This window comes from Streptomyces lancefieldiae, from assembly GCF_031845825.1.
Lineage (GTDB): Bacteria > Actinomycetota > Actinomycetes > Streptomycetales > Streptomycetaceae > Streptomyces > Streptomyces lancefieldiae.
In genome coordinates, this window is record NZ_JAVRFH010000038.1 from 13742 (window position 1) to 37837 (window position 24096).

At 74.2% G+C, this 24096-nt stretch carries 22 protein-coding genes; 13 read left to right on the forward strand and 9 right to left on the reverse strand.

Annotated elements, in window-relative coordinates; all coding sequences use genetic code 11:
• Positions 1 to 213 precede the first annotated feature (213 nt).
• The gene (locus RM812_RS29170) at positions 214 to 693 is read left to right on the forward strand and encodes a GNAT family N-acetyltransferase (protein ID WP_311578759.1); all 480 of its coding nucleotides are present in this window, start codon (positions 214 to 216) and stop codon (positions 691 to 693) included.
• A gap of 85 nt (positions 694 to 778) precedes the next feature.
• A complete protein-coding gene (locus RM812_RS29175; RefSeq protein WP_311578765.1) occupies positions 779 to 2248 on the forward strand; it encodes a PAS domain-containing protein in 1470 nt (489 codons plus the stop codon).
• A gap of 104 nt (positions 2249 to 2352) precedes the next feature.
• Here RM812_RS29175 and RM812_RS29180 read toward each other — a convergent pair whose 3' ends face one another.
• Positions 2353 to 3108 (reverse strand): SIS domain-containing protein, encoded by a 756-nt coding sequence (locus RM812_RS29180; RefSeq protein ID WP_311578771.1) that lies wholly within the window; start codon positions 3106 to 3108, stop codon positions 2353 to 2355.
• A 232-nt stretch (positions 3109 to 3340) separates the two neighbouring features.
• Between RM812_RS29180 and RM812_RS29185 the strand changes: the two genes are divergently transcribed.
• Positions 3341 to 4033, forward strand: a complete 693-nt coding sequence (locus tag RM812_RS29185) for a metal-dependent transcriptional regulator (protein WP_311578774.1) — start codon at positions 3341 to 3343, stop codon at positions 4031 to 4033.
• Between the two features lie 550 nt (positions 4034 to 4583).
• Positions 4584 to 5483, forward strand: a complete 900-nt coding sequence (locus tag RM812_RS29190; RefSeq protein WP_311578777.1) for an alpha/beta fold hydrolase — start codon at positions 4584 to 4586, stop codon at positions 5481 to 5483.
• Between the two features lie 29 nt (positions 5484 to 5512).
• Here the strand turns inward: RM812_RS29190 and RM812_RS29195 are convergent, their stop codons facing one another.
• From RM812_RS29195 to RM812_RS29205, 3 genes are all read right to left on the reverse strand, one after another.
• Complete coding sequence (locus RM812_RS29195) at positions 5513 to 6247, reverse strand: hypothetical protein (protein WP_311578780.1); 735 nt, start codon at positions 6245 to 6247, stop codon at positions 5513 to 5515.
• A 356-nt stretch (positions 6248 to 6603) separates the two neighbouring features.
• Complete coding sequence (locus tag RM812_RS29200) at positions 6604 to 6924, reverse strand: hypothetical protein (protein ID WP_311578782.1); 321 nt, start codon at positions 6922 to 6924, stop codon at positions 6604 to 6606.
• 345 nt (positions 6925 to 7269) lie between these two features.
• Complete coding sequence (locus RM812_RS29205) at positions 7270 to 7923, reverse strand: bifunctional DNA primase/polymerase (RefSeq protein WP_311578785.1); 654 nt, start codon at positions 7921 to 7923, stop codon at positions 7270 to 7272.
• Between the two features lie 292 nt (positions 7924 to 8215).
• On the opposite strand from RM812_RS29205, the gene RM812_RS29210 reads away from it, so the two are divergent.
• Entirely contained in the window at positions 8216 to 9601 is a 1386-nt protein-coding gene (locus RM812_RS29210; RefSeq protein ID WP_311578788.1) for a tetratricopeptide repeat protein, read from the forward strand.
• Between the two features lie 202 nt (positions 9602 to 9803).
• Positions 9804 to 11471 (forward strand): hypothetical protein, encoded by a 1668-nt coding sequence (locus tag RM812_RS29215; protein ID WP_311578791.1) that lies wholly within the window; start codon positions 9804 to 9806, stop codon positions 11469 to 11471.
• A gap of 153 nt (positions 11472 to 11624) precedes the next feature.
• Here the strand turns inward: RM812_RS29215 and RM812_RS29220 are convergent, their stop codons facing one another.
• The gene (locus RM812_RS29220) at positions 11625 to 12941 is read right to left on the reverse strand and encodes an ABC transporter substrate-binding protein (protein WP_311578794.1); all 1317 of its coding nucleotides are present in this window, start codon (positions 12939 to 12941) and stop codon (positions 11625 to 11627) included.
• Between the two features lie 117 nt (positions 12942 to 13058).
• On the opposite strand from RM812_RS29220, the gene RM812_RS29225 reads away from it, so the two are divergent.
• Positions 13059 to 13559, forward strand: a complete 501-nt coding sequence (locus tag RM812_RS29225) for an SCO4402 family protein (protein WP_311578796.1) — start codon at positions 13059 to 13061, stop codon at positions 13557 to 13559.
• A 46-nt stretch (positions 13560 to 13605) separates the two neighbouring features.
• Entirely contained in the window at positions 13606 to 14499 is an 894-nt protein-coding gene (purU, locus tag RM812_RS29230) for a formyltetrahydrofolate deformylase (protein ID WP_311578799.1), read from the forward strand.
• Positions 14500 to 14532: 33 nt separating this feature from the next.
• On the opposite strand, the gene RM812_RS29235 is transcribed toward purU, so the two are convergent.
• Positions 14533 to 15768, reverse strand: a complete 1236-nt coding sequence (locus RM812_RS29235) for a zf-HC2 domain-containing protein (RefSeq protein ID WP_311578940.1) — start codon at positions 15766 to 15768, stop codon at positions 14533 to 14535.
• A gap of 353 nt (positions 15769 to 16121) precedes the next feature.
• Positions 16122 to 16712: a sigma-70 family RNA polymerase sigma factor gene (locus RM812_RS29240; protein ID WP_311578802.1), complete on the reverse strand. Its 591-nt coding sequence runs from the start codon at positions 16710 to 16712 to the stop codon at positions 16122 to 16124.
• 319 nt (positions 16713 to 17031) lie between these two features.
• Here RM812_RS29240 and RM812_RS29245 point away from each other — a divergent pair, with 319 nt between their 5' ends.
• The 3 genes from RM812_RS29245 (at position 17032) to RM812_RS29255 (ending at position 18995) form a co-directional block, all read left to right on the forward strand.
• The gene (locus tag RM812_RS29245; protein ID WP_311578943.1) at positions 17032 to 17412 is read left to right on the forward strand and encodes an STAS domain-containing protein; all 381 of its coding nucleotides are present in this window, start codon (positions 17032 to 17034) and stop codon (positions 17410 to 17412) included.
• An 85-nt stretch (positions 17413 to 17497) separates the two neighbouring features.
• On the forward strand, positions 17498 to 18010 hold the full coding sequence (locus tag RM812_RS29250) for an EF-hand domain-containing protein (protein WP_311578804.1): 513 nt from the start codon (positions 17498 to 17500) through the stop codon (positions 18008 to 18010).
• Positions 18011 to 18521: 511 nt separating this feature from the next.
• The gene (locus RM812_RS29255) at positions 18522 to 18995 is read left to right on the forward strand and encodes an ATP-binding protein (RefSeq protein ID WP_311578946.1); all 474 of its coding nucleotides are present in this window, start codon (positions 18522 to 18524) and stop codon (positions 18993 to 18995) included.
• A gap of 431 nt (positions 18996 to 19426) precedes the next feature.
• Here the strand turns inward: RM812_RS29255 and RM812_RS29260 are convergent, their stop codons facing one another.
• Entirely contained in the window at positions 19427 to 20434 is a 1008-nt protein-coding gene (locus tag RM812_RS29260) for a GlxA family transcriptional regulator (RefSeq protein ID WP_311578807.1), read from the reverse strand.
• 71 nt (positions 20435 to 20505) lie between these two features.
• Here RM812_RS29260 and RM812_RS29265 point away from each other — a divergent pair, with 71 nt between their 5' ends.
• Positions 20506 to 21819: an MFS transporter gene (locus RM812_RS29265; protein WP_311578810.1), complete on the forward strand. Its 1314-nt coding sequence runs from the start codon at positions 20506 to 20508 to the stop codon at positions 21817 to 21819.
• Between the two features lie 21 nt (positions 21820 to 21840).
• Positions 21841 to 22731 carry a hypothetical protein gene (locus RM812_RS29270; RefSeq protein ID WP_311578812.1) on the forward strand — a complete coding sequence of 297 codons (891 nt, stop codon included), beginning with the start codon at positions 21841 to 21843 and terminating at the stop codon, positions 22729 to 22731.
• 25 nt (positions 22732 to 22756) lie between these two features.
• Here the strand turns inward: RM812_RS29270 and RM812_RS29275 are convergent, their stop codons facing one another.
• Positions 22757 to 23959, reverse strand: coding sequence for a flavin-containing monooxygenase (locus RM812_RS29275; RefSeq protein WP_311578815.1), 1203 nt, complete (start codon positions 23957 to 23959; stop codon positions 22757 to 22759).
• Positions 23960 to 24096 lie beyond the last annotated feature (137 nt).

Sequence of the window (24096 nt, forward strand, 5' to 3'; positions counted from 1 at the left end):
ACGCGCTGGTCCGGCACCGCACTGAGTGTGGTGGCGGGCCGCTAGCCCGCAGTCACCTCACGCGTCCGGTATTCATACATCTGCCGAACCACCTCCCTTCTCGTGTACTGAACACCCTAGGAACTGGTCGGCCGCCGATCAATCGGTTTTTCCGACTCGATTCGCCGTCGATCTCCATGGACGCGTCCGCGCTGGTCACCTAGCGTTCCGCCCATGATGAATCGTCAGGGGGAGCCGTCGGGACCGGGGCTGCGGATCGAGGCCGTGGACGGCGACGCCATGGTGGAGGAGTGGCGGCACGTGCACAACGTGATCGTGCCGCCCGCCGCGATGTCCCTGGAGGAGGCGCGGGAGCGCAGCGCGCGCTACCGGCTGGAGAACGCCTATCTCGGGGACGTGCTCGTCGGCTGTTCCACCGTGCGCCCGCCCGAGGGCGAGGAACGGGTGGCGACCGTGATCGCCCGGGTACTGCCCCCGTTCCGGCGGTGCGGGATCGGTAGGGCGCTCTACGCGTCGGGGCTGGCGCACGCGCGCGTGCTGGGCGCCGGGGCGGTGGAGACCGTGGTGCTGGCGGCCAACGCCGACGGGCTGCGGTTCGCCGGGGCGCGGGGGTTCGCGGAGCGGGAGCGGTACGTGCTGGACGGCGAGAGTGACGAATGGGTCGGTCTGCGACTCGTCCCGCACCCGGCATGACGGGGGCGTATGCCGAGTTTCCGCAGTACAACGATTTCTGCAATCTTGCGGGAACCCGGTGTGCGGTGCATCACGTTCGAGTTGAATGAAGGCCAGTGAGCGAACCGACGTACGGTACGGCGGACGCAGCCTGCAGGGGGTCCAGGTGAGTGCTTCCCGGCGTAGTGGGACCACCGACGAGCTGGGGCCGGACGAGCCGGAGCAGCCCGAGCGGGACGGCGCGGACCTGTTGGCCGCGCTCCTCGACGGCATGGACGCCGCCCTGTGCGCCTTCGACGCGGACGGGGTCGTCACCCACTGGAACCGCGAGGCGGAGCGCATCCTGGGCTGGACCGCGGCCGAGGCCGTGGGGCGGCAGGGGTTCGCCGGGTGGGCGGTGCGCAGGGCGGACGCCGGGGAGGTCGAGGAGCGGCTGCTGTCCGCGATGCGGTCCCCGGGGCGGCAGGTGCACGAGTTCGCCCTGCTGACCAAGGACGGCGGACGGGTCCTGGTGCGTACGCAGTCCGCGGCCGTGCGCGGTCCCGACGGCAGGCCCGCGGGGGTGTACTGCGCGTTCAGCGAGGTGCACGCGCAGATCGACCTGGAGCGGTCCATCGCGCTGAGCGAGGCCCTGCTGGAGGACGCGAGCTGGGGTGTCGTGCTGGTGGACGCCGATCTGCGCCCCGCCGTCGTGAACGCCCACGCGGCGCGTGCGCTGGGGGCCGGGCGTACGTCCGTGCTGGGCCGCCCGCTGGGCGACCTGCTCACCCAGGGCGTCGAGGAGCTGGAGAACGCGCTGACGCACGTCCTCGCGGAGGGAGCGCCGCCCGCGCCCGCCGAGGTGTGGGTGCGGGTGCGCACCCCCGAGGGCGAGCGGCGCAGGTGCTGGCGCAGCGGGTTCGTGCGGCTGGCGTCGCCGCTCGCGGAGGAGCCGGTGCCGCTGGGCGTCGGATGGCTGTTCCAGGACGTCACCGAGGCCAAGCAGGTCGAGCAGGAGGCGGCGCTGCTGCGGTTCCGGGCCAACCAGTTGCACCGGGCGGCGCGGGCGGCGGCCGAGTGCGAGGATCCGGCGGAGGCGGCGGTCGTCCACCTGGACTTCGCGCTCGCCGGTTTCGCCGACCACGCCCTGATCGACCGGGTGGTGGGCGGGGCGGCGGCGGACACCGACGCGGCGGAGCCGGTCCGGCTGGTCCGGGTCGCGGCCACGCCGTCCGGCGCGCCGGGCCCGAGCGTGCCGACCGGGACGGCGGGGCTGCCGGTGCGGTACGGCGAGGGGCATCCGGCGGTGCAGTGCGTGGAGCGGGCGGGCTCGGTGCGGGCCAGCGCGGGGGTCAGGGCCGCGCCCGAGCAGGTACGCGAGTGGGCCGTGGCCCGGCAGTGGCCGGCGGACACGGTGCACGGGCTGTGCGCGGTGCTGCGCAGCCGGGGCCGGACGCTGGGGGCCGTGACGTTTCTGCGGGGCGCGGGCCGCAGCGCGTTCGAGCGGCCCGACGCGATGTACGCCGAGGACGTGGCCGCCCACATCGCGACGGCGCTGGACCTGGCCGGTGCGACGGACGCGAGGGAGACGCCGTAGCGGGGCCGCCGTGGGCGGGCGTGGGTCCGCGGCGGCCGGGTGACGCGGGTGGGCGGAGTGGCGGTGTCGGCCGGGGGAGCGGTCGTCCGTCGGGGGAGTCCGGTTCAGCGGCGGTAGAAGATCCGGTCCTGGTACTGGTCCAGCACGCGCCCGTTCCACTCGAGGCCGCCGTCCACGTTGCCCGAGCGCAGCAGCGGGGGTTCGATGCCGCGGTCGGCGAGGGTGGCGGCCGCCGTGGCCATCACGGCCTGGAGGAGGGCGCTGGTGACGACCGTGGAGGCGGGCGCGAAGGGCGCCGGGACGGTGTCGAGCGTGAGCTCGGCGTCCCCGACGGCGATCTTGGAGTCCAGGACGAGGTCGCAGTGGTCCTTGAGGAAGGTGCCGGACGAGTGCCGCGACGTCGTCTCGCGGGCGTACGCCACCGACGTCACGCCGATGACCTTCACGCCGAGCGAGCGGGCGTTCACGGCCATTTCCACGGGCAGGGCGTTGCGCCCGGAGAGGGAGACGACCACCAGTGTGTCGCCCGCGCGGAGGGGCGAGGAGTCGAGGACGGCCCTCGCCAGGCCGTCGACGCGCTCCAGGGCGGAGCCGAGCGTGGCCGGCATGACGTCGACGCCGACGACACCGGGCACGGCGAGCAGGTTCATCAGGGCGAGTCCGCCGGCGCGGTACACGACGTCCTGGGCGGCGAGGGAGGAGTGGCCGGCGCCGAAGGCGAAGAGCCGGCCGCCGTCCTGCACGGTGTCGGCGAGCAGGACGCCGGCCGCCTCGATGGCCCCGGCCTCCTCGTCGCGGACGCGTCGCAGCAGGTCGATCGCCGCGTCGAGGAACTGGCCGGCGGGCTTGCGGTCGCTCATGCGGTGCCCCTTCGGTGTGGCTGCGTCGCGGATCACCGTGCGGTCTGGACCAGCGTGGTGTCAATACGACGGGCGGGCCGCGTCGGCGGTACCGGTGGCCGGAACGCGCGGCCCGGGCGGCCGGGTGGTCGCGGCGAGGCACGGTTGTCAGTGGTATGCGTCAGAATTGAATCCAGGGCCAGCGCACGCGCCGGTGGGCCGTAGCCTCCGGCAATCTCATCGAGGGGCATGTATGTCCGGACTGATCGACACCACGGAGATGTATCTCCGCACCATCCTCGAGCTGGAGGAGGAAGGTGTGGTCCCGATGCGCGCCCGGATCGCCGAGCGGCTCGACCAGAGCGGCCCGACGGTCAGCCAGACGGTGGCGCGCATGGAGCGCGACGGTCTGGTGTCCGTGGCGGCCGACCGGCACCTGGAGCTGACCGACGAGGGCCGTCGGCTGGCCACGCGTGTGATGCGCAAGCACCGGCTCGCGGAGTGCCTGCTCGTCGACGTGATCGGCCTGGAGTGGGAGCAGGTGCACGCCGAGGCGTGTCGCTGGGAGCACGTGATGAGCGAGGCCGTGGAGCGCCGCGTGCTGGAGCTGCTGCGGCACCCCACGGAGTCGCCGTACGGCAACCCGATCCCGGGCCTGGAGGAGCTGGGCGAGACGGACGGCGCGCACCCGTTCCTGGACGAGGGCATGGTGTCGCTCGCCGACCTGGACCCGGGTCTGGAGGGCAAGACGGTCGTCGTGCGCCGTATCGGCGAGCCGATCCAGACGGACGCGCAGCTGATGTACACGCTGCGCCGGGCGGGTGTGCAGCCCGGCTCGGTGGTGAGCGTGACGGAGTCGCCGGGCGGCGTGCTGGTGGGCAGCAGCGGCGAGGCGGCCGAGCTCGAGTCGGAGGTCGCCTCCCACGTGTTCGTCGCCAAGCGCTGAGCGTCGCCGTGCGCTGAGTGCCGCCATTCTCCGAGGGCCGCCAAGCGACGCTGCCGGGATTCTGTGCGCCGAACCGCAACGCCCGCACGCCTCGCGTGCGAGGCTGCGCCGTGAGGCGTATGGCGTGCGGGCTCTTGGCCGTGGGCGGGCGGTGACGGCCCCGGTCGGAGAGGTGGTGGGCGTGGCGGAGAGATGGAGAGGGCCCCGGCGCGATGTGGCGCCGGGGCCTGTCCTCCCCTGTGCTGACCCGGAGCCCCGAGCTCTCAGGGTCAATCCCCTCGGACCGTTTTCCCCGAGCGGTCCGCCTCCCGTTGGAGATCTCCCCCCGGTGGCGACGATCAATCCCTGAGGGGTGTCACTCGAATGAGCGGTGTTGCTCACCGATACGGCCGTTTCGAATAGGCATTCGATAGGCTGCGGGTGCCGTCTCCGGCCGTGAGTGCGACGGCGACACGGCGAGCAGGACAGGCACGGCAGGCAGGACACGGTTCACAGGACCGGTCGGCCCGAGAGGGCGACGGTCCGAGCGGAGCTTGGGGGTGCCAGACCTATGGCGCGGCGCATCGACGTGACCGGCGCGGGCGGCGTACGCCTCGCCGCCTGGGAGTTCGGCGACCCACCCAAGACCGACACGTACGACCAGGACCAGCACGACACGCCTCTCGGCCACGGGGCCGGTGGCCTGCCGGGCGTGCTGTTACTGCACGGCCTGATGGGCCGCGCCTCGCACTGGGCCGCCACGGCCCGCCGGCTCTCCGCCCGCCACCGGGCCGTCGCCCTCGACCAGCGCGGCCACGGCCGCAGCGACAAGCCCCCGCGGGCCTCCTGCACCCGGGAGGCCTACGTGGAGGACGCCGAGGCCGCCCTGGAGCAGCTCGGCCTCGGCCCGGCCGTCCTCGTCGGGCACGCCATGGGTGCGCTGACCGCCTGGCAGCTCGCCGCCCGACGCCCCGATCTGGTCCGCGGTCTGATCATCTGCGACATGCGGGCCTCCGCGCTCGGCGCCGCCTCGCGGGACGTCTGGGCCGAGTGGTTCCGCGCCTGGCCGGTCCCCTTCGCCACGCTCGCCGACGTGCGCAAGTGGTTCGGCGAGGACGACCCGTGGGTGGAACGGCCGAATCCGGCCCGCGGCGAGTTCTACGCCGAGGTGATGGCCGAGTCCCCGGACGGCTGGCGGCCCGTCTTCGAGCCGGAGCAGATGCTCAGGTCCCGCGAGACCTGGGTCCACGACGCCCACTGGGAGGAACTGGCCCAGGTGCGCTGCCCGACCCTGGTCGTCCGCGGCCTGGACGGCGAGCTGGGCCGCGCCGAGGCGCAGGAGATGGTCCGGGTGCTGCCGTGCGGCCAGTACGCGGAGGTCGCCGACGCCGGCCACCTCGTCCACTACGACCAGCCGGAGGCGTGGTGGGCGGCCATCGAGCCCTTCCTGGACGGCCTCCGGGAGAGCTGACCCCGGCGCCCGGAACCCGAGGCCGGCCGTCAGGCAGCGGAGTGGTGCCGTACGGCACTCGCGGCGACCTCCGACGCCATCCCTCCCGCCTTTCCCGTCCCCTCCGCCGCGTCCCCGCCCGTCACCGTCAGGAAGGCCACCGCGCCCACCGCGACCAGCAGGACCGCGAGCAGGCACCACCGGCGGGCCGTGTGCAGGGCGGCGCGGAACTGCCAGACGTGGGCCATGGCGAGCAGCCAGCGCACGAAGGGGTCCGTGCGCGCCACATTGGCCCGGGCCCGCCCCAGATGGTGCCGGAGCAGCTCACGCCGGGCGGGGTCGGTTTCGGCGGCCAGCATGCGCTGGACCTTCGCGGCGACGACCCGGTGGCGCAGCAGGTCGTCCACGCCGGTGGCCGCGGCGCCGAAGAAGTCGGCGGGGGAGGCGTCGATCATCTGCCGCAGGCCGCGCAGCGCCGGGGAGGCGAGCGTGGCCGTGGTGGTCACCGGGGGCACCAGCACCCGGCTGACCTGCCACACGGCGAGGCTCACCCCGGCCAGCGCGACGACCAGGGCGGCCCCGGCGACCAGCGCCTCGCCGAGCCCGTGCACCTTTCCGACGGCCACCAACGGGCCGCCGCCGACGAGTGCGGCGCCGACCGCGCCGAAGGCGCCGATCATCCAGCGTGCCGCCGCGCGCAGCTCCGGTACCGCGTCCAGGGGTGGGGGCAGCGCGTCGAAGGGCGTGCCCTGCGTGCCCGGTTCCGGGGCCGGTGGCGAGGTCACCGTGTGTCGTCCTCGCGGTTCACCGCGTTCGGCGGGCCGTGGTCCTCGGGCACGTCCGGGTACGGCACCCACGCGGTGCCGTCTTAGAACTCCAGTACGCCGTCGATGCCGAGCCGCACGTCGTTGATCTCCGGCTCCTCCTCCATGTGCCGCAGTATGGCAGCCGGGGCCGACACCCACTCAGCGCCCGGCGAAGCAGGGGCAGTTGGAACCTCCTGGGCCATCCGCCGGGTCGGCTGTCTGGCGGGTCTGGCGGGTCTGGCGGGACTGGCGGGTCTGGCGGGGCTGCCGGGTCTGGCGGGGCTGCCGGGACTGTCGGGGCTGTCGGGGCTGCCGGGGCTGCCGGGGCTGCCGGGTCAGCCAGGTCCGCTGGGGCTGTCGGGGCTGCCAGGTCCGCCGGGGCCCTCCGTGTCCTCGAGGTCGGCGACGCTGTGCAGCAGGGCCGTCACCATCGCCCGCTGTGCCGGGTCGCGGAGCCGTGCGGCGAGGGCGGGGTCGCGGTGGCCGGCGAGGATTTCCGTCAGGGCCGGGGCGAGCGGGGCGAGGAGCGGGTCGGCGCGGAAGCCGTCGAGGGCCTCGCGGGTGGCCGCGGCGGTGCCCGAGTCGCCCGCGGCGGCGCCGACCAGGTTGCCGAGCACCAGCCCGAGGTGCATGACGGACCAGAACCATCTGGCCACGCTCGCCCCTCAACCGGTGGATGCCGACGGTGTCGCCCTGGACTACTCCCCGGTCTTCCCCGCCTCACCCCTTGCCGACCGCCGTGAGAATCCCGGGCGCCGACCCGCCGTCCTCGGCGCCGGCCCGACGGGTCCGACGAACCCGCCCGCCGGCGACCCGAGTTCGACGCCGCCCCCGGCGACCCGCTGCCCGAACCGCTTCCAGGGCCCTTGCGTACGTACGGCGCCGGGAGTCACCGCGTCTCCCTCCGTCACCTTCGAACCGCACGGGGGAGAGAGGCGCCCCGGCAGGGGGCGCGGGACTGTGCCGTCGTGCGGCGCGGCGGCGTGGGTGCGAAGGCGCCCCTAACGATCGCGACCGCACGCGTACGCCAACGGCGAGATCAACTCCTCCACGTCCGGCAACCACCGGTTCGCCGGCGTCGGCCGGCAGGCCCACTGCACGGCCCCCCGGGTCCCGTACCGGGTGGGCGGCGCGGCCACGTACGTTCCCTCCCCCCACACGGCCAGGTCGAGGGACAACGGCGCCCACCCCAACCGCCGCACCAGGTCCGGCACTTTCGCCGCCGCCCCCGGAAGGACGAAGAACCGCATCCGCCGGTCCGGCGACAGCGTCACCGGCCCGAGCGTCAGTTCCATCCGCTCCATCCGGGCCAGCGCCAGGAAACCCGCGGTCTCGGGCACGTCGATCGCGTCGAAGGTCCGGCCCGTGGGCAGCAGGATCGACGCCGTCGGCTGCTGCTGCCACATCCGGCGGGCGACGCTCGCGCTGCCCGTCGCCTGCGTCGCCCAGTCCTCGTGCGCCGGGTGTGCGCCCGGGGCGGCGCACGCCGGGTCCCCGCAGGAGCAGCGCTGCACTCCGTCGGCGGCCTCCAGCCAGGTGCCGGGGAACACGTCCCAGTGGCGCTCCTCGGCATAGCGGACGGCGGTCTCCAGCAGCGATGCGCCACGCTGCTGCGGGATCTGAGCGGCTTCGGTGCCGGGGATGGTCTCTTCCACGTGGAACTCAACTCCCGTGCTCAACCGGGGTTACGGGGGTTGCGCGCGCGGGGGAGGAGCATCGATTCCGCATTCGGGGCGCATGGGTGCATATGTGGGGGCGCGCGGGAGGATCCGCCGCGGGAGCCGGGTAGTCACGTCTGGGGCCGGCAACGGCCGTTACCCCGGCAATCTTCGCAAGCTTCGCAAGGCTCGCATTGTCGGCACTTCGACGGGGCACTGATCTTCACGGCAGGACCTTCTCGTCCGCCGGGACAGCTTCGAACCGCAAGAGACCGCATGGGGGTACGCCATGGCCGCAAGGCCTCTCGTCGCGCGGCAGCCGAACGAACGACTGCAGGCGCTCATTCAGGAAGCGGGCTGCTCGAACGCGGGCCTAGCCCGCCGGGTCAACATGTGCGGCGTCGAGCACGGCCTCGACCTGCGGTACGACAAGACGTCCGTCGCCCGCTGGCTGCGCGGACAGCAGCCGCGCGGCCGGGCCCCGGCGATCATCGCCGAGGCGCTCGGACGCAAGCTCGGCCGCACGGTCACGATCGACGAGATCGGCATGGCCAACGGCAAGAACCTCGCGTCGGGCGTCGGCCTCCAGTTCTCGCCGACGGTACTGGGGGCCATCGAGCAGGTCTGCGAGCTGTGGCGCAGCGACGTCGGACGCCGGGACTTCCTGTCCGGCTCCTCCGTCGCCGCCTCCGCGCTCGTCGAACCCAGCCGCGACTGGCTGATCTCCGCCCCCGACCCCCAGGTGTCGCGTGCGGCCGGGCCGAGGGTGGGCCGGTCCGACGTGGCGGCCGTGCGGGCGACGACGCAGGCGCTGGTGGACCTGGACCACCAGTACGGCAGCGGGCACGTGCGCCCGGTGGTCGTGCACTACCTGAACAGCGTCGTCTCGGGACTGCTCGGGGGCTCCTACCGGGAGGCGGTCGGACGCGAACTGTTCGCCGCGGTCGCCCGGTTGACCGAGCTCGCCGGATACATGGCCGTCGACACCGGGCAACCGGGCCTCGCCCAGCGGTACTACATCCAGTCGCTGCGGCTCGCGCAGGCGGCCGGCGACCGCGGGTACGGCGGGTACGTCCTCGCCGCGTCCATGAGTCACCTGGCCGCGCAGCTCGGAAACCCGCGCGAGATCGCGCAGTTGGCGCGTGCGGCGCAGGAAGGGGCGCGGGGGCGGGTGACGCCGCGCGCCGAGGCGATGTTCCACGCGGCCGAGGCGCGCGGTCACGCGCTGCTCGGCGACGTGCGGGCGGCCCACGAGGCGGTCGGACGGGCGGTCGGTGCCATGGAGGCGGCCGACGCGGCCTCCGGGGACGACCCGGTGTGGATCAGCCACTTCGACGAGGCCTACCTCGCCGACGAGTTGGCGCACTGCCACCGGGACCTCGGGCAGGCCGACGCGGCGGCGCGGTACGCGCGGCAGGCCCTGGACGGACACCCCGAGTCGCGGGCGCGCAGGCGGGCCATCGGGCATGTGGTGCTCGCCACCGCACAGGTGCAGCAGCGCGAGGTCGAGCAGGCCTGCAACACCGCGACGAAGGCCGTGGAACTCCTCGAGACGCTGCGCTCGAACCGGGGCGCCGAGTACCTGGAGGACTTCCAGGCGCGGCTGGAACCGTACCGGGAGGAGGCGGTGGTCAGGGAGTTCGGGGCGCGGCTCGACCTGCGGACGGCCGCGTGAGGGGCCGGGCCGGCGGAACGTGAACGGGCCGGAGAACGCGGCACGGTGAGGGGGAAGGGGTGTCAACAGCGTGTCGCGGCCCGGTTTTGTTACCGCGGTCACAGGGAAAGAGGTGACGCCCCCCTGCGGCGTGGCAGTGGACTCCGGGGACCCGGTAGCGTGAGCCGACGATTCCGAAGGTCCCCCATTCATTGGAGTCCCGGTGACGCAGAGCGGACAGGGCGAGGAGCCCTCGGCGCGGCAAGCGCGCGAAGGCATCGTGCTGCCCTCCGACGGTGGCGAGCCCTTGCTGCCCGGCCCGGCGGGCGGCCCCGTCGGCCCGCAGGCCGGCCGGCCCGCGCCCGCCTCGGCGCCGCCCGGCGGCCAGGCCTGGGACCGGCCGTGGGGCCCCGACCGGCAGCAGAGCCCGGCCACGGGCCAGGGCTGGCCCACGCAGTCCGGCGGCCAGCCCTGGGGGTCCCCGGACGCCGACGGGCAGCCCGCCACGCAGGCCTGGCCCGTCCAGGGCGGCCCGGCCCAGGCACCCGGCGCCCTGCCGCCCCAGGCAGGCCCGGGCCCGCTGCCCCCGGAGGGCGCGCCCGCCCCAGCGTACGGCGCACCGGCCGACGGCCAGGCCTACGGCGCTCAGCCGTCGTACCCGCAGTACGGCCAGGCGCCCGCCCCCCGGCCGTCGGCGCCCCTGCCGCCCGCCGACCAGGGCGCCACCCAGTACCTGCCGCCGGTCGGCGCGCCGGCGGACGAGGGCGCGACGCAGTACATACCCCCCGTGGGGCCGGGGGCGCTGCCTCCGGAGAGACCCGCGGAGACGCACGCCGAGTCGACCCAGTTCCTCGGCCGGGCCCCGCAGTACCCCCCGCAGCCCGCGGCCGGGCAGCAGTACGCCCCCGCCGCGCCCGGGCACCAGCCCGTCCCCGCCGCGCCCGTCCCGAACCCCGACGCAGAGGCGACGCAGTACATCGCGCCCGTGCCCGGTGGTCCCGCCGCGGGCCCGTACGGCGCGGTGCCCGGCGGTGACGAGGGGCGGCAGCCGCCCGCCGAGTTCGACAACCTCTTCCGCAGCGCGCCGGGAGCCGACGCCCCGGCCTCGGCCACCCAGCAGCTGCCCCGCTTCGACGAGCCGCAGCCCCCGCACCCCGCCGACCGGTCCGGGTACGCCCCGCAGGGGCCGGGCGGTGACGGAGGCAGGCGGCGCGGCGGATACGACGACGGCGGCGGCCGGGGTGGCCGCGGCGGCCGGTCCGGTTCGCGCGTGCCGCTCTTCGCGGCCGTCGGTGTCGCCATCGCCGTCGTCGGTGTCGGCGCCGGGGCGATGATGGCCGGGGGCGGCGAGGAGGACAAGGGCGGCAACCGGACCGTGTCCGCCACGGCCCCCGCCTCCGAGTCCGCGTCGGCCTCCGCCCCGCCGTCCGTGGACCCGGTCCGGCAGCAGGCCGTCGAACTGGACAAGCTGCTGGCCGAGAGCGGCACCGGCCGGACCACGGTGATCAACGCCGTGGCCGACGTGAAGTCCTGCGACAACCTGCCCCAGGCGGCCAAGGACCTGCGGGAGGCCGCCAAGCAGCGCACCGGGCTGGTCACCAGCCTCTCCAAGCTGTCCGTGGACAAGCTGCCGCAGCACACCGAGCTGACCACCGCCCTCACCAAGGCGTGGCAGGCCTCGGCGTCGGCCGACAACCACTACGCGGCCTGGGCCGACCAGACGGCCGGCAAGAAGGGGTGTCAGAAGGGCAAGGCCCGCTCCACCAGCCAGCACCAGGCCGGGAACAAGGCGAGCGGCACGGCGAGCAAGGAGAAGGCCACGGCCGCCAAGCTCTGGAACGCCATCGCCAAGCAGTACGGACTGACCGAACGCGGCCCGACCCAGCTGTGACCCGCCGGGCGGGCCGCCCGGCGTGCCTCGCGTGCGGGCCCGGCCCGGCCTGCTCCACGTGCCGGACCCGTCGGGTCCGGGGCTGATCCCCCGCGCCGGGTCCCGGGTGGTCCGGCCGGCGCCTGCCTCAACCCGCGCCCGGCCGGGCGCGGGTCAGGCCACGTCGGCGCCGCGCAGGATGCGTGTGGTGTCCACGGTGTCCTTGCGGGCCGACACCAGCCGGCCCTGCCGTACGACCTGGAGGGTGACCTCGGTGTTGACCAGGCGCGGGAAGCCGACCGAGGCCAGCTTGTCCGCGAACGTCCACTGGAGGGGCGGCGTGAGTCCCCCCGTGCCGACCTCCAGCCCGCCGTCGACGGCCCGCCTGACGGTGCCGGCGCTCACCTCGCCGTCGCCGAGCGACTCGACGACCCGCTTGAGGACGGTGTACGCGATCCAGGTCGTCTGCACCCCGGCGTCCGCCGCGTCGACGCTGTTGTCGCCGAACGCCTCCGCCTCGATCACCTTCTTCATCCCGTCCCAGGCCGGGTCGCTCACCGCCGGGTACCAGCCGGTGACGTACGCGCCCTCGTAGGGCCCGGCCGCCCCGCCGCTCGCGTTGACCGTGGTCTGGTCGACGCTGCCGAGCACGGTCGCGGTCCGCACCTCGGGGTGGTCCGCGCGGTCCCGCCGGAAGGAGTCCATGAAGGTGCCGGTGCGGTCCCCGAGGACGGGCACCACGCACCCCGGTTCCACCGGGTCGGCGGTCGCCCGCTCCAGCGCCTGCCCGGACTGGTCGTCGTACTCGGTGGCGTCCTCCGCCGCCCGCTGGTCGTGGGCCCGCGCGTGCCGGCCCGAGGTCAGCCCCGAGTCGAGCAGCACGGGAAGCGGGTCGCCCGCGATGGTGTCGGGGCGGACGAGGACGACGGGTCCGCAGGAGTCGGCGAGCACGCTGCCGAGGCCGGCCAGCAGCGCGGGCTGGCCGCCGTTGACCGGGTAGGACAGGGGGCTGGTGAACTCCGTGTTGGTGATGCCGTACCCGCCGATGTACGGGATGCCGGCGCCCTCCAGCACCGGGAAGAACGAGTCGGCGTGCTGGCTGTAGGAGCCGACGACGGCGATCGCGTTCTCCTTGGCGGCGCGGCGGGCGCACTTCGCGGCGGTGACGCCGTCGTTGTGGTCGTTGCAGGTCAGGACGTTGAGCTTGCGGCCGTTGAGGCCGCCGTTGGCGTTGACCCAGCGGGCGTACGCACGCGCGAGGGCGGGCATGCCGGGCTTGTTGGTCGCGCCCGTGTCCTCGGGCGCCCAGGTCATGACGGTGATCGGGTCGTCCCCGGAGCCCCCCGTGGCACCGGGGACGACCCCGCAGCCGGCGGTGAGCGACACACACGCCACCAGCGCGCCCGCGGACAGCGCACCGGTACGGGTGGTCCGGGAGCGGCCGCGGAGGCCGCGGAGGAAGGTGCTGCGGGTGGGTCGCCTGCCGGTCATGTGCCCGCACGATTCCGTCACACGGCCAACCACGCGGTGACCTGCGGTCAACGCGTGGTGACGCGGGGGTGAATTGCGGGGGCCGGTGTGCCGGGGACGGAGGGGAACGTACGATCGATGACCGTGCAAGGTTCGGAGAACTCTTCCCGTCGCGGCCGTCGCTCCTCCACCATGGGCGGCATGCCACTCAACGACATGCCGTGGTGGCGCTGGCGCAGCAATGTGCGCTCCGCGCTGCACATGCTCTCCGCCCCCGCCTTCCAGCGGGACGTCTGGCTGGCCGGTGTGGACGGCTACGGCGACGTCACCGACGCGGTGTACCGGCTGGTGGAGGACACCTGGCTGGACCACTGGTCCGCCGAGAAGTACGTGGGCACGGTCTTCCGTGACTCGCAGGAGGCGGCCCTCGTCGACACCGCCGTGCTGCGCGTCCTGCGGATCATGCACCAGGTCGGGCCGGACGCGCCGGTGCACGCGTACCTCGACCACGCGGACTGGCCGGAGGCGGTGCGGGCGGCGCGGGACGCGCACCTGCGGCTGGCCACCGGCGACGGCGACGATCCGGAGGCGGAGCCGCGCTCGCTCGAGGTGCTGCGGATTCTGACCCGGTCCGCCTGACGGGACGCCCGCCGGAACAGGGGTCGGATATGGGACCCTGTCCTGCATGAACGAGCAGTCCTCCCCGGCCGCCCCCTCGGCCGCCGCCCCGGCCGACCAGTACGTCCTCACCCTGTCCTGCCCCGACAAGCAGGGCATCGTGCACGCCGTGTCGAGCTACCTGTTCATGACCGGCTGCAACATCGAGGACAGTCAGCAGTTCGGCGACCACGACACGGGACTGTTCTTCATGCGGGTCCACTTCACGGCCGAGGCGCCGGTGACCGTGGACAAGCTGCGCGCCAGCTTCACGGCGATCGGTGACGCCTTCCACATGGACTGGCAGATCCACCGGGCCGACGACAGGATGCGCATCGTCCTCATGGTCAGCAAGTTCGGGCACTGCCTGAACGACCTCCTGTTCCGGTCCCGGACCGGCGCGCTGCCGGCGGAGATCGCGGCGGTGGTGTCCAATCACACCGATTTCGCCGAACTGGTGGGGTCCTATGGCATCCCCTTCCACCACATCCCGGTGACGAGGGACACCAAGGCGGAGGCCGAGGCGCGGCTCCTGGAGATCGTGCGCGAGGAGAACGTCGAACTCGTCGTACTGGCCCGCTACATGCAGGTCCTCTCGGACGACCTGTGCAAGCAGCTCAGCGGCCGGATCATCAACATCCACCACTCCTTCCTGCCGAGCTTCAAGGGTGCCAAGCCGTACCACCAGGCGCATGCGCGGGGCGTGAAGCTGATCGGCGCGACCGCGCACTATGTGACGGCCGACCTCGACGAGGGGCCGATCATCGAGCAGGAGGTCGAGCGGGTCGGCCACGACGTCACGCCGGACCAGCTGGTCGCCATCGGGCGGGACGTGGAGTGCCAGGCGCTGGCGCGGGCCGTGAAGTGGCACGCCGAGCGGAGGATCCTGCTGAACGGGCGGCGGACGGTGGTGTTCGCGTAGGGCTCGGCCCGCCCGCGGAACCGCGATCCGCCCCTACATCCGGCTCAGACTCGCCGCCGCGAACAGCACGTCCCTGATCGCCTCCCGATCGCCCACCTGGCCCGCCGCCGCCTCCGCGGGAGGCACACGGCCCGCGGCCAGCCGGCAGAACTCCACGCTGTCCAGGGCGACATGGGCCACCTCGTGGTCGGCGGAGCCCACCGCGCCCGGTGAGTCCAGCGGGATGAGCCACTCGCCGCCGCCCGAGCCCTCGATCTCCAGCCGCAGACTGCGGCCCGGCTCACCCGCCTCGACCAGACGCGGTCGGGCGCCGTGCGCGGCCAGTCCGGCGCGGCGACGCTCGGCCAGTACGCCCGGCAGCATCCGGGCCGCGAGGTCGACCATGAGGTTCAGGTGGCGTGCGGAGGGCGGCTCGTACGGGTAGTCCACCGCCTCGGCGATGTCCTCCGCGTGCACCCAGCACTCGAACGCCCGGTCCACCATGGCGTCGTGCAGGGGCAACGCGAAGTCGCCGTACGGGACCGGCATCCGGCCCGCGCCGCCACCGGAACCGCCCGTGCTGCCGGTGAACGCCACCGTGCGGACGATGTCGTGGCTCTGCTCCCGCCACGGAGCCCGCACCGCGCGGGTCGGCGGGTAGTGCGAGGCGCGCCAGTAGGCCTCGGTGCGGGCCGCCGGCGCGGGGACCGGCGCGGTGATCTCGCCCAGTGGATCGGCGAGACCCAGGGCGACCGCGACCAGCCCGTCGACCGACAGCAGGTGTGCGATGACCCCGGCGACGGTGGTACGGCGACTGGCGGTGCCGTCCGCCTCGAACCAGCGCAGCCTCACCGGCGCGTGCCACTCGGCGTCCCCGATGTCCTGCGGCAGCGCGTCCAGCCGCGCCGTCTCGGCGTCGTACGGCGTGGCCCACCCGGGCACCGGGATGCGCGGCGGCCGCCGCTCCAGGCAGCCCCGCAGGACACGGGTGCGCAGGGCGGGGTCCAGGTCGAGGCTCTCCGGGCGCTGGAGCAGCCCGACGGCCTCGCGCAGCCGCAGGGCCTCGTCGGCGCAGGCGTCGCACGCGCCGAGGTGCTCCTCGACGGACGCCGCCTCCTCCGGCGAACAGGCGGCCAGTGCCCAGGCTCCGAGCAGCGACGTCAGCACGTGGTGCTCCAACGCGAGCGGCGCGACCGGGGGCGGCGGGTCGGGCAACGACCACCCACCGTCCTCGACGGGGGCCCGCGGAAGCGGTATGCGCGGTGCCCGGCCCGGCCCGGAGCGCGGCATCACTCCGCCGGGGCCGCCCGGTCCGTTGCGGGTCGCTCCGCCGGGGGCGTCCGGCTCGGCGGGGGCGACAGGTCTGCCCGAGGCGCCCGGTTCGGCGTGGCCCGCGGGCGCGTCATGCGTGCCGGGCCGGTCGGGGCCTGCACCGTTGCGGGATGCCGGGTCGGCGGGGGCTTCCGGGCAGCCGGGGTCGCCCGGTTCGCCGTGGCGCGCCGGGTCGTCGGGGTCGTCGGGGCCGTCCGGCCCGTGGTGCTGTGCCGGGCCGGCGGGGGCGGTCGGTGACTCGCCGCCGGTGTGGTCCGGACTCCCGTTGCCGGCGGGGGCGTCGCGGTGCTCGTCCTCGTCGTACGCCCCGCTCATGCCGCACCCCCGTATTCGGGCGGCGCCCCGGGGGCCTGCGGTGATCCGGCGTCGCGGGCGGTGGAGAGCAGTTGGAGGCCGAGGCGGAGGCGGCGGCGGGCCTCGTCCTCCGTGACGCCGAGGTCGGCGGCGGTCTGGCGGTAGTCGCGGCGCTGGAAGTAGGCCAGCTCCAGGGCGGCGCGCAGGGGAGCCGGCATGGACTGGACGATGTAGTCGGCGCGGGCGGCGACCGAGGCGTGGCGCACCTTGCTCTCCAGTTCCTCGGTGGTGCCGGGGCCGCCGCGCGCGAGGGCGGCCGTCTCGGTGGCGCGCAGCCGCCGCACGGCCAGGCGGTGGGTCAGCGTGGCGATCCAGGTGCGCAGCGGGCCCTGCCGGGGGTCGTAGGCGTCCGGGTGCTCCCAGACGTGCGCGAAGACGTCGCGCGTGATGTGGTCGGCGGCCCGTTCGTCACCGAGCACGCGGTGCGCGAGACCGTGCACGAGCGACGCGAACCGGTCGTAGAGCTCGCCCAGGGCGGCCGCCTCTCCGCGTGCGAGCCGCTGCTGCATCTTGCGGTCCCAGGGCAGCGGTACGTTCCTCTTCGCCATGCGGTCCCTCCACCCCCCTGTCCGGCCCCCGTGTTCGGCCACCACCTCCCCGAATGTAGTCGGCACGTCCGACAGTGCACTCCCCTTTGTGCCAATACGCGCCCCCGACGGTCCGCAGGTGATAAGCGCCCCCCTACTCTCTATCGTGCGGCCGGATCCGATCGAACAGGATCGAAACCGTCTGAAACAAGCCGCTTCCGGCCCGCCTCCGTTTCCCGTCGCGTGTTTGCGGGAACGGCCGGTGGGCAGGCGCGCGCCCAAGAAGCGTAATCACGGCTTCCGTTTTGGGTGAATCCGAACGTTCCGACGAATGAAGGGCATGGTGGTGACGCTCAAAGTGACCGGCGGCGGGCAGGGCGAGTGGGCCGTGCTCCAGGTGTCGGGCGAACTGGACCTGGTGACGTCACCGGTGCTGCGGCAGCGCGTGCACGACGAGGTGGCCGAGGGGCGGCACAGCCTTGTCCTGGATCTCTCCGAGGTCCTGTTCTGCGACTCCAGCGGGGTCGGCGTGCTCATCGCCGCCCGCCGGCTGATCCGCTCCTGCCAGGGCCGGCTGCGCCTGATACTGCCGGCCCAGGGAGCCGTCGACGGCTCCCACGTCAACCGCGTACTCGGCGCGCTGGGGGTGCGCCGGCTCTTCGACGTCCACCCCGACCTGGCCTCGGCGACCGGCGACGAGCCGCGCCCGCTCTCCGCGTAGATCCCGCCCGGGACCGCGTCCGGCGTCGTACGCTCCGAGCGAGACGTACCCACCGACACCGAAACGTGAGGCGGCCGGAGAAAAGATGGTCAACAGCGAGTACGGGCGCCAGATCGCCGCGCGGTTCGCCACCTTCGACCAGGACGGCAACGGCTACATCGACCGCGCGGACTTCAGCGCAGCGGCCAAGGCGCTGCTCGCCGAGTTCGGCACCACCGCCCGGTCCGACAAGGGCCAGGCCCTGTACGGCGGCGCGGAGGCGTTCTGGCAGGGCATGGCGGGCATCGCCGACCGGGACGGCGACCAGCGCATCACCCGCGAGGAATTCGTCACCGGAGCCGTCAAGCGGCTGCGGGACAACCCGGAGCGGTTCGCCGAGATCGCCCGCCCGTTCCTGCACGCGGCCCTGGACGTGGCCGACGCCGACGGCGACGGAGCCGTCACCGTCGCGGACGCCGCGCGCGTGCTCACCGTGCTCGGGGCGGAGGAGGGCACCGCCCGGTCGGTCGCCGCCGCGCTCGACACGGACGGCGACGGCAAGGTGGGGGAGGCGGAGATCGTCCCGGCCTTCGCCCGCTACTTCACCGTGCCCGAGTGACACCGCCCGCCTCGCCGACGGACGCCCCCCGATTCCTGGCCGGATGTCATGGATCGTGGCAGGGCGTGATTACAGAGCGTTGATATCGGGTTGTGTCCGACGTGTGACCCGTTACGGTCCGGAGTCGGCGCCACGCTCCGGTACCTTGTGTGGGATGCGAGTGGTACCGAGCGCCGACCGTGCCGGAGTTGCCCCTGGGGCGGCTGCGGAACCGGCGGTGCGCGCCTTGTACCGCAGGGCGGAACGGCCGTCGGCCGCCGCCTGTTCGACTTCCCGGAACGAGCGTCGCACAGTATGCCGCACGGGTACTCCTTCGCGCTGGAATATGCCCGAAGCGCTTGTTGGGGTGACTGTACGTCAACCATGCTGTCCCATAAGGGATTCACGTTCCGTGATCCCTCGCCCGGCCTTTGTTCTGGTCATGCAGAAAATGGCTACGATCGTGGCCCTCATGAGGCGTGAGCCTTTGTGTCCGCCGGTTCGGATGGTGTGAGCGGTGCAGGTGCTTCAAGTGCAGCTGGAGATCCGGCCCGACCCCTCGGAAGTGGGGCGTGCCCGGCGGTGGGCGCGTTCGCGGCTCGTCGGGTCCGGGATACAGGCCGATGAACCCCTCGCGGAGACGCTGGTCCTGCTCGTCTCCGAACTCGTCACCAACGCCGTGGTGCACACCGGCTGTACCGCCGTCCTGCGGCTGGTACTGCCGGGGGCGGTGACCGAGGAGACCGGGGAGGCCACCGTCCGCCTGGAGGTGGACGACGCCAGCGACCGGGCCCCGGTGCCCCGTTGCGTCAACGGCGACGCGACGGGCGGCCGGGGGCTCGCCCTCGTCGACGGCCTCGCCGACCGCTGGGGCTGGAGCCGCCAGGGCGCGGGCAAGCGCATCTGGTGCGAACTGGACCGCTGCGCCGAGCGTGTGGCGCCGGCACCGGTCTGTGGAAACGCCGGCGCGGTGGCGTACGAGGGGCTGGCGTACGAGGTGGTGTAGTCGGCGGTCGGCGGTCGGGTCGGCGCGGGCGCGTGGGACGCGCCGGGGGCACGGGGCGCCGTTTCCCCAGCGGTTGATGCGGCGGTGCGCCGGGGTGTGCTTCCGTGCGCGTCCTTCGCGCACAGTACGTGACTGAGGAAGCCCCCTGCGCCGGTTGACGGATCGTGACCGTTTCCTCACGCTGTAGACAACGATTCGCCGCGAGGGGACGACGAGGGCTCGGTGACGGAGGCCCTCGGCGAGCGTGGGTCGTGATTCGGCGGCGGTTCCCTCGGGGGGCGAGGGGAACCGGGCGGGAGCGCCGGAGTCGGGTGGCGGCGCGCGATGCCATGCTCGGGGCGGCCGGTGCCGCGCCGCCGACCGACGCGTCCCGGCCATGACGGCTCAGGTCCGGGTTCGGGCGGGCCCACGCTCAGCGGGACCGCTTCCGCTCATTCTCCACAGGCTGTGGACAACTCGGCCCGGAAGGTCCGCCGGTACGCGGTGGGCGTGACCCCGAGCGCCGCCTGCAGATGCTGCCGCATCGACTGCGCGGTACCGAAGCCCGCCTCGTGGGCCACCTGGTCGATGGACAGGCCGGAGGACTCCAGCAGATGCCGGGCCCGCTCGACGCGCTGCTGCGTGAGCCACTGCCCCGGGCTGATGCCGACCTCCTCACGGAAACGGCGGGTGAAGGTGCGTACCGACATGGACTCCTGCGCCGCCATGTCCCGCAACTGGATCGGCTCCCGGAGCCGGGCGAGCGCCCAGGCGCGGGCGTTGGTCGTGGACGACTGCTGCGGATCGGGCACCGGCCGCTCGATGTACTGCGCCTGCCCGCCGTCCCGGTGCGGCGGTACGACCGTGCGGCGGGCCACCTCGTTGGCGACGGCGGTGCCGTGGTCCCGGCGCACGATGTGCACGCACAGGTCGATCCCCGCCGCCACCCCGGCCGAGGTCAGGACGTCCCCGTCGTCGATGAACAGCACGTCGGCGTCCACCCGCACCTTCGGGAACAGCCGCTGGAAGTGCTCGGCGGAGGCCCAGTGCGTGGTCGCCGGGCGGCCGTCGAGGTACCCGGCGGCGGCCAGGACGTAACCGCCCGTGCAGATCGCGACGAGCCGGGTGCCGGGCCGGATCCGCGCCAGCGCGGCGGCCAGTTCCTCGGTCAGCACGCCCTCCTCGTGGACCGGGCCGAGCTCGTAGGAGGCCGGGACGACGACCGTGTCGGCGGTGGCCAGGGCCTCGGGGCCGTGCCCCACCAGGATCGCGAAGTCGGCGTCGGTCTCGACCGGCCCCGGCGGCCGGACCGAGCAGGTGACGACCTCGTAGAGCCGACGCCTGCGCTCGTCCCGGGCGAGCCCGAAGATGCGTTGCGCGATGCCCAGTTCGAAGGGGATCAGACCGTCGAGGGCGAGGACGACGACGCGGTGCCTGTCGGACGCGTGACCGGATGCCATGGCCCGATCCTAGTGAACAATGGCATTCGGGTCACTCGATCGAGCGGTCACCGCACCGCACCCTCAATGACGTGACCCAGACAACCGACCCCGCAGCAGCCGTACGGAAGCCCGAGCCCACCCGACCACGCCGCGGTACCCGTGTGCACCGCGCGTGGTGGGTCGCGGCCGTCACCTTCGTGACGATCATCGGCGCCGCGGCCTTCCGCTCCCTGCCCGGCATCCTCATCGACCCGCTCCACGAGGACTTCGGCTGGTCCCGCGGCACCATCGGCGCCGCCGTCTCCGTCAACCTGGCGCTCTACGGACTCACCGCCCCCTTCGCCGCCGCGCTGATGGACCGCTTCGGCATCCGTCGCGTGGTCGCCGTCGCCCTGGCCGTGATCGCGCTCGGTTCGGGCCTGACGGTGTGGATGGACTCCGCCTGGCAACTCATCCTCTGCTGGGGCCTGCTGGTCGGCCTCGGCTCCGGTTCGATGGCGCTGGCCTTCGCGGCCACCGTCACCAACCGCTGGTTCACCGAGCGGCGCGGCCTGGTCACCGGCGTCCTCACCGCCGCCTCGGCCTCGGGGCAGTTGATCTTCCTGCCGCTGCTGTCCTGGATCGTGGAGACGTACGACTGGCGCCCCGCGGCCGTCACCGTCGCCCTCGCCGCCCTCGCCGTCATCCCCTTCGTCTGGCTCCTGCTGCACGACCACCCGGCGGACGTGGGGCAGAAGCCGTACGGCGCCGAGGAGTTCGTGCCGAAGCCCGCCCCCGTCACGGGCGCCGCCCGCCGCGCGCTCACGGTGCTCTTCTCCGCCGTCCGCACCGGCCCGTTCTGGCTGCTGGCCGGCACCTTCGCGATCTGCGGCGCCTCGACCAACGGCCTGATCCAGACCCACTTCGTGCCCGCCGCCCACGACCACGGCATGCCGTTGACGGCCGCCGCCTCGCTGCTCGCCGTGATCGGCGTGTTCGACGTGGTCGGCACGATCGCCTCCGGCTGGTTCACCGACCGCTTCGAACCGCGCCGCCTGCTCGCCGTGTACTACGCCCTGCGCGGCATCTCCCTCCTCTTCCTCCCCCTGCTGCTCGCGCCCAGCGTCCACCCGCCGATGATCTTCTTCATCGTCTTCTACGGCCTCGACTGGGTCGCCACCGTCCCGCCCACCCTCGCCCTGTGCCGCGAGCACTACGGCGACGACAGCGCGATCGTCTTCGGCTGGGTCCTCGCCTCCCACCAGGTCGGCGCCGCCCTCGTCGCCTTCCTCGGCGGCGTCGCCCGCGACACCTTCGGCTCGTACGACGTGGTCTGGTACGCGTCCGGCGCGCTGTGCGCGGCCGCGGCGCTGATGGCCCTGGTGATCCGGCGGCGGGCCACTCCGGTGCTCGGGCTGTCCTGAGCCTGGCGTACGCTCCCGGGCATGGGGTGGGGAAGAGGGCCGGGGGCGGCCGGGCGCAGACGCCTGAGGTGGTCGAACGACGAGTGGAACGGGGCGGCGGCGCTGTGCGCGGCGCAACTTCCGCTGGTGTGGCTGGCGTGGTGGTTCGTCGCGGAGGCGGGGCACGACGACCACGGCCGCGGCGGTGGCTTTCTCGGCATCGTGTGCGCCCCGCTGATCCTGCCGTTGCTCGGCGTCCTGCACGCCAGTGCGCAGATCATGCCCGGCGCGACCCTGGCCCGCCTCGTCGCGCCGCGTCGGCGCGGTCCCGGGTGGGCCTGGCACGCGGGGGCGTCCGCACTGGTCGGTGCCGGCTGGGCGGTACTGGGACGCGTGGTGTGGGAGGACTGGTCGCTCCCGGACACGCTCCCGTGGTTCGCGGGCGCCGGCGTCCTGCCCGTACTGGGCCTCACGTACCTGCGCGGGCGGGAGTGGGGACGGTGGAGCGTCTGGTTCCGTTCGGCGGGCGCCTGCTTCGTCCTCTTCGCGGTCGGCGGGCTGGGCGCGGCGGCCCTGGCCGACGAGTACGAGCCCCCGGCGCTCTCCGCCGAGCGGCTCGCCGGGGACTGGCACGGCGACCACGGGGCCGTACTGCGGCTGGCTCCGGGCGGCCGGGCCGAGCTGACCCGGGTCCCGGCCCAGCCCGACCTCGACGCGACCGGGGACTACACCCGGTGCGACGGCACCGGCACCTGGACCCGCCACCCGGACGGGCACGGGAGCGGTGGCCGCGACGGCGTCCTGGTACGCCTCGACGGCGACTGCGGCGAGGAGACGTACTGGACGATCGGCGGCACCGGGCAGGAGCCCGAGCTGTTCGCGCTGTTCGGCGACCCGGACGCCGGGGAACTGTTCGTCCTCGACCGCGACTGACCCCGCCCGCCCCCGCCCCTCGCCCTCAGCCCGCCGGCCGGGAAATCCGCTCGCCACCGTGTCGCGCGACCGCCTTGGCTATCCGCGCCGCGTCGAGCGCCAGCTCGCGGAGCATGCCGCTGAGGGGGTTGGTGAAGCCGGTGAAGTACAGGCCGGGGGCGCCGGCCGCGGTGTGCCCGCCGCGTACGAGCGGCCGGCCCGCCGCGTCGAGTACGCCGAGGTGGCCGACCAGCCCCTCCAGGCCCCGCCGATAGCCGGTGGCCGCGATCACCGCGTCCGGGGCGAGGCGGGTGCCGTCGGCCAGGAGCACCTTGCCGTCCTCGAAGCCGTCCACCGCCGCGACGACCTCCACCCGGCCGGCGCGCACCGCGTCGATCAGGCCGACGTCCTGCACCGGGATGGCGCCCTCCGCCACCCGGCTGTAGAGCCCGGTGCCGGGGCGGGGCAGCCCGTGGGCCGACAGGTCGGGCACGCTGATCCTGGCCACCGGCCGGGCCAGCCGGTCGACCAGGCCGACCGGGAGGCGCCGGCAGAGGACGCCGGTGTACTGGGCCGGCCACCCGGCGGTCGAGCGGCGGACGATGTGCGGCGCGGTGCGCACGGACAGCCGTACCCGGGCGGCCCCGCCCTCCACCAGGTCCACGGCGATCTCGGCCCCGGTGTTGCCGACGCCGACCACCAGGACGTCCCGCCCGGCGTAGGGAGCCGCGTTCCGGTACTCGGCGGCGTGCCGGAGCCCGCCGGGGTAGGTGTCCCGGCCGGGCCAGTCCGGCAGGCGCGGGGTGTGGTTGTAGCCCGTGGCGACCACGACCGCGGCGCCGGTCAGCTCGCGGCCCCCGGAGGCGTGCAGCAGCCAGCCGGTGCCGTCGGGCGCGCGCTCGACGCGGGAGACCTCGACACCGGTGACGATCTCCAGCTGGTGGTGCTCGGCGTACTTCTCCAGGTACCGCACCACGTCGTCCCGGGCCACCCACCGTCCGAAGCGGCGCGGCATCGCCAGCCCCGGCAGCGCCGACATGCGGCGGGTGGTGTGCAGCCGCAGCCGGTCGTAGTGGCGCCGCCACGACGCCCCGACGTGGTCGGCGCGTTCCAGGACGACGGCCCGCAGACCCCGCACGCGCAGCGCGTGGGCGACGGCGAGGCCGCCGGGACCGGCGCCGATGACGTACACGGGGCGGTCCGCCGGGTGGGTGGGCCGCGCTGCGGCGGACGCGGTGGAGTCGGCCATGCGGCGAGCGTAATGGCGCTGACGGTTGATGGGTCTCGGTCAAGCCGGGAATGCGTTGCGGATCGGTCACGACCGCCCGCCGGTCGGTGCCCTTGGGGGCGGGGGCCGTGGGCCGCGGTGCTGTGGGTCGGGTTGTC

What these genes read in the sequence shown, in the direction of transcription:
- RM812_RS29180 (WP_311578771.1), bottom strand. Translation starts at nt 3,108, where the DNA reads ATGAGCGACCGCAAGCCCGCCGGCCAGTTCCTCGACGCGGCGATCGAC.
- RM812_RS29210 (WP_311578788.1), top strand. Translation starts at nt 8,216, where the DNA reads ATGGCCGCAAGGCCTCTCGTCGCGCGGCAGCCGAACGAACGACTGCAG.
- RM812_RS29235 (WP_311578940.1), bottom strand. Translation starts at nt 15,768, where the DNA reads ATGCCGCGCTCCGGGCCGGGCCGGGCACCGCGCATACCGCTTCCGCGG.
- purU (WP_311578799.1), top strand. Translation starts at nt 13,606, where the DNA reads ATGAACGAGCAGTCCTCCCCGGCCGCCCCCTCGGCCGCCGCCCCGGCC.
- RM812_RS29245 (WP_311578943.1), top strand. Translation starts at nt 17,032, where the DNA reads ATGGTGGTGACGCTCAAAGTGACCGGCGGCGGGCAGGGCGAGTGGGCC.
- RM812_RS29220 (WP_311578794.1), bottom strand. Translation starts at nt 12,941, where the DNA reads ATGACCGGCAGGCGACCCACCCGCAGCACCTTCCTCCGCGGCCTCCGC.
- RM812_RS29185 (WP_311578774.1), top strand. Translation starts at nt 3,341, where the DNA reads ATGTCCGGACTGATCGACACCACGGAGATGTATCTCCGCACCATCCTC.
- RM812_RS29270 (WP_311578812.1), top strand. Translation starts at nt 21,841, where the DNA reads ATGGGGTGGGGAAGAGGGCCGGGGGCGGCCGGGCGCAGACGCCTGAGG.
- RM812_RS29250 (WP_311578804.1), top strand. Translation starts at nt 17,498, where the DNA reads ATGGTCAACAGCGAGTACGGGCGCCAGATCGCCGCGCGGTTCGCCACC.
- RM812_RS29170 (WP_311578759.1), top strand. Translation starts at nt 214, where the DNA reads ATGATGAATCGTCAGGGGGAGCCGTCGGGACCGGGGCTGCGGATCGAG.
- RM812_RS29225 (WP_311578796.1), top strand. Translation starts at nt 13,059, where the DNA reads ATGACCGTGCAAGGTTCGGAGAACTCTTCCCGTCGCGGCCGTCGCTCC.
- RM812_RS29275 (WP_311578815.1), bottom strand. Translation starts at nt 23,959, where the DNA reads ATGGCCGACTCCACCGCGTCCGCCGCAGCGCGGCCCACCCACCCGGCG.
- RM812_RS29260 (WP_311578807.1), bottom strand. Translation starts at nt 20,434, where the DNA reads ATGGCATCCGGTCACGCGTCCGACAGGCACCGCGTCGTCGTCCTCGCC.
- RM812_RS29175 (WP_311578765.1), top strand. Translation starts at nt 779, where the DNA reads ATGAAGGCCAGTGAGCGAACCGACGTACGGTACGGCGGACGCAGCCTG.
- RM812_RS29190 (WP_311578777.1), top strand. Translation starts at nt 4,584, where the DNA reads ATGGCGCGGCGCATCGACGTGACCGGCGCGGGCGGCGTACGCCTCGCC.
- RM812_RS29240 (WP_311578802.1), bottom strand. Translation starts at nt 16,712, where the DNA reads ATGGCGAAGAGGAACGTACCGCTGCCCTGGGACCGCAAGATGCAGCAG.